A 4,146-nucleotide genomic window follows, 5' to 3' on the forward strand; every position below is an offset into this window, starting at 1 on the left:
GTCGGCAGGGTCTCCAGATCCTTGGACCCGTGGGTGACCAGGTACACCGCGCAGCCCATTGTTCGGAGCAGACGCATGAGACCGTCCACATGCTTGGTCAGCCCCGGCGCGGCGGCCAGCGTGCCCCACAGCTCGTCGAGGGTGTAGGCGAACAGCTTCCGCTTGCGCAGGCCAGCATCGGCGAGAATCTTCGACGCCGTCACCGCGCCCGCTGCCGCCGACCAGCACGCCATGATCACCGCGGCTTTCACGGTTTCGTCGTTGTCGTCCAGGGCGGACACGTCGATCACCACCGCGGCGGAGTTGACGTCGATGGGCGTGGTGGTCTGCCCCGAGAAGATCTCCCCGGTCACACCGTGCTGCATCGCATACAGGCTGCGCAGCAGCGGCCGGACGGTGGCGTGATACTCCTCATCCGACGCCGAGACGGTGACCTGGTGCAGCTGCCGGGACCCCGCCTGCAACATGGCGATCAGGTCCGTCAGCTCCGGCGGATGCACCCAGCGACTGCGCCCGTCCGGGCCGTCCTCGGCGTATAGGTCGTCCAGTGCCACGGCCACGGCCGCGGACTCGTAATCGGCCATCCGACCCTGCCGGGCGAGCGAGACCAGAGTCTCGATCATCCGGCGCTGACCGGCGGCCACCTCCTTTTTGGCTCGATGGAGTTGCTGTTCCAACATGCGCAGCCTCTCCCGATCGGCGTCGGTGTCCCCGGTGTGAGTGGCGATCGCCGCCTGGAGGACCGGCACCACCGAACCCAGAGCTCCCGCGTCGAGGGGGTTGATCCGGTCCAGGCCGTGCCCGATCCGGATCACCTGCCCGTCGACAGCTAGCACCAGGGGGACGTACTCGCCCTTGAGGTCGTTGGGAATGATCGGCACATGACCCTGGGCCGAGTGTCCGAGCAGGATCTGCCGCACCAGCGAGGACTTACCCAGCCCGGGCACCGACATCAAGAACGCCGACGGCGTCGACAGCAGGTTCTGCTCTAGCCAGCTCAGACAGTCGAAGCCGAGGTCCTTGCCGTCGAGCAGGTTCCGACCGATCGGCGGGCCGATCATCGGAGACGGCGACCCGACCGAGTTGGGGTTCCACCCGGCGGCGTAGTTCGTGGCCATCATGAACTCGTTCGGAGCAGTGACCGATCGCACCAGACCCGACCCGATCCCGGCAGCGAAGGGGGCACGAAAGCCGCGCGCCCCGGCTCGTGGCCACGCATCCTCCCCGACCACCGGGGCCACACCATGCCGGGCTAGCGACTCGTGTTTGATCCGCCCGACCTCATCCGGGTTGGCCTTCTGCCATCTGCCCAGGGCCCGCCCTCGGCGGGTCCACGGCAGCGGGTACTTCTCTTGCCCGTCGAGGATCGCCCGGAACAGCTCGCCGTAGTCGGCGGTGGCCTCCTCTGGTCTCCACATACTCATAGCGGCAGCTCCGTCTCGATCGTCGCGTGCTGGAACCCCGCCACACCCAGTCCAAGGTTGGCGGCCAACATCACCCCTTGGCGCCCGGACTCATGCCGCACCCGCAAGCGGGTACGCGGCCGCAGCGCCTGCAAGAACAGTCGGGCGATCTCGTGTCCGCCGGCCACGGTCACCGTCGACCACACCCGTCCACCGTCGGCGGCCTCGACTTCACTGACCGACAGGGGGTCGACGAAGGGGCGCATCCAGCGGGTACGCCAGATGTGGCCGGCGGCGTCCCACTCGGCCAGCACGTCGGACACGTCCGCGCTGGCCTCTGCTCCGCTGGCCGGATCCGAGCACGACAGTGTGAAGCTGACGCACTCCACACTTCCCACGCGAACACTGCGCGACGACTCGTCCCAGGTCAGCTCGGATAGATCCTCGATTGACCGCAGCGCCGCGTCCAGGACGTGACCGCAGCGCCCGGCGATCTCGCTCTCGCGTGCAGGCCGGGCCGGCAGGCCGGCGAGAGCGGCCGCGTCGTACAGGGTCGGTGCGTCGACCGCCACGATCGAGGCCAACTCCGTGAGGTCGCTTCGCTCGGTCTTGTCGGCGGCCGAGAACACTCCACCCAGCAGCGGTGGCGCTGAGGTCGTGCTGTCACAGGCGAAACCGGCCAGAAGCCGGTCCAGGCCCGCCACCTGACGGGTCCACGCACTGACCCTCTCCTGCTCCACGATCCCGGCATCATCCACCAGGCTCGCCACGGCAATCTGGTGGCGGCTGGCGTCGGTGACGAGCGCCTGGGGGAAGCCGCGGGCATCGACGGTCTCACTGACCTCCAGTCCGCGCAGGGGGCGGGGGCGGGTATCGGGAGTCGATCCAAATAGGTTCTTGAGGTTCAACATCCGCTCAGTCCTTCCTTCCGAACGGCAGGGCTCCAGCACCGAGGCAGAACGAGAACGCCGAGTCCTGCATGAGCCGCATCTCGCGCACCCGGATGTTCAACTGGTTGGCCAGCGCCTCCACATCACCGTCGATCGCCCGGTCGTCCTCGCCCGGCAACCACGTCACCGACACGTACATCGACCGCCGCCCGTACCCAGCTCCCTTGGCCAGCGCCTTACGTGAAGCCGTCGTGCCCTCCAACCGCAGCTCGGCGTCAACGGACTTGATCGTCTTGCCGTCGTTGACCCCGACCATTGCGTCCCGGTGCTCGGCCTCGACCAGCGAATGCGCCACTCCCGGGGGGAACGGCCGGTAGACCAGACAGACGGTCTTGCGCGTGATCCTCGAGTGCTGCTCCAGCAAGGGTCGCAAGTGCTTGTTCTCGAACGTGGCCGGCGGCGCGGAGACCATCTCCCAGGTCCGCGACCAGGTGCCGTCGTGGAAATACCCGCGCGCGGTGGCCTTGGCCACCGCCGGCCCCGCATCCGACCACGGCAGATGGTGCGGCACGCCTTTGATGTGCAGCTCCTCGAAGTCTTCCTCGGCCGCGGGATTGAACGCCTTGTGCGTCGAGGCCACGATTTCGTCCGCCGTCATGGGTCGCGCCTTGATCCCCGCCCATGGCAGTGGGCCGCGATAGAACGCACCGATCTCGTAACGGAGCTGGTCGAGAAATCGGCGGTCCCGGGAATGTGACACCGACACCTTCAGCGTGAAAGCCAGCTCGAACTCATAATCCTGGCCACCCGATTGCAGCATCCTGGCTCGCTCGAACTGGATCTCCCGCGCGACCGCAGGTGCCTCCGGCGAATCGAGGGTCTCGACCTCACGCAAGGCCAGCATCCCCGTCGACGGCCTGGTGGTGTGCCGGGCCACCACCGCCAACAGATTCCGATTGTGCGCCCACTGCGCCTCGCACGTCCCCCACTGCGCGGTCGTCGCCTCAGCCTCCGCGACGCTACGCAGCACATCTCCGGACAGCTGCCCGGTCAGCTTCACCGTGACCTGCTGGGCCGCAGGGTTGACGATCACCCCGAACCGGTAGCCGTTCGCGTCGACATCCTCGAGCAGCTCGGTGCCCGCCAGCAGACCCGGCGCCCGACGTTGCCCGCCCGGCACCCGCGATTCCGGGCCCGAGAGGTACAGGTTCTCCCCAGTCATGCGGCGCCACACGTGCGCGGCCACCAGCCGCCCCGACGTGACGAAAGACCGTCCGTCTCGGTGAAAATGCACCAGGGCACCCACCAGCACAGCCAGCAGAGCGGCTACCAGGGCGAACCGCACCTGCTGGGCCAACATCGACACCACGAACGCCATGAGGCCGACAAACCCCACCACGGCCGTACGGACCGGGATGCGGCCAATGAAGTTGCGCTCCCGCTTGCGGCCCAGGGTGTAGGTGGTCGTCTCGGTCTGCGGCGCCATCGTCTCGCTCATCAGCTCCCCCTACCGGTAGGCCGACCCCGGATTGACCGGAGCGCCTACCGAGTCGTCGAGGATCCCGCCGCCCGCTCGCAAGGCAGACCCGGCCATGCCGGCGGCGTTGCGCGCGATCCGCGCACCTGTCTGGCCTGCCGCGGCCACCTGCTGACCACCGCCGGTCGAGGGGCCGGAACCAAGAGCTCCAGCGCCGCCTCCCCCGGATCCACCAGCGGCTGGTCCACCACGCGATCCGCCACCAGTCGACGGACCACCACCGGACGGATCGCCCCCACCGGACGGGCCACGCCCACCAGAAGCGCCGCCCCCGGAACCCCCACTGCCCCCATCAGTCAGGCCCAACGCGGACCCG

At 68.4% G+C, this 4,146-nt stretch carries 3 protein-coding genes; all 3 read right to left on the bottom strand.

The genetic code is table 11. The features are described from left to right. Positions 1-1,424, bottom strand: a 1,424-nt coding sequence (locus G6021_RS08330) for an ATP/GTP-binding protein (protein ID WP_182641046.1), incomplete at its 3' end; no start/stop codon positions are given. After that, positions 1,421-2,314: a hypothetical protein gene (locus G6021_RS08335; protein ID WP_182641047.1), complete on the bottom strand. Its 894-nt coding sequence runs from the start codon at positions 2,312-2,314 to the stop codon at positions 1,421-1,423. The genes G6021_RS08335 and G6021_RS08330, both read right to left, overlap by 4 nt. Positions 2,315-2,318: 4 nt before the next feature. Further along, positions 2,319-3,791: an SCO6880 family protein gene (locus G6021_RS08340; RefSeq protein WP_083249524.1), complete on the bottom strand. Its 1,473-nt coding sequence runs from the start codon at positions 3,789-3,791 to the stop codon at positions 2,319-2,321. Between the last annotated feature and the right edge of the window lie 355 nt (positions 3,792-4,146).

This window comes from Dietzia sp. CW19, from assembly GCF_014145265.1.
In the GTDB taxonomy this organism is placed as follows: Bacteria; Actinomycetota; Actinomycetes; order Mycobacteriales; family Mycobacteriaceae; genus Dietzia; species Dietzia natronolimnaea.

Bases quoted from the DNA above. Each gene is read 5' to 3' on its own strand.
- G6021_RS08335 (WP_182641047.1), bottom strand. From the start codon at position 2,314: ATGTTGAACCTCAAGAACCTATTTGGATCGACTCCCGATACCCGCCCC.
- G6021_RS08340 (WP_083249524.1), bottom strand. From the start codon at position 3,791: ATGAGCGAGACGATGGCGCCGCAGACCGAGACGACCACCTACACCCTG.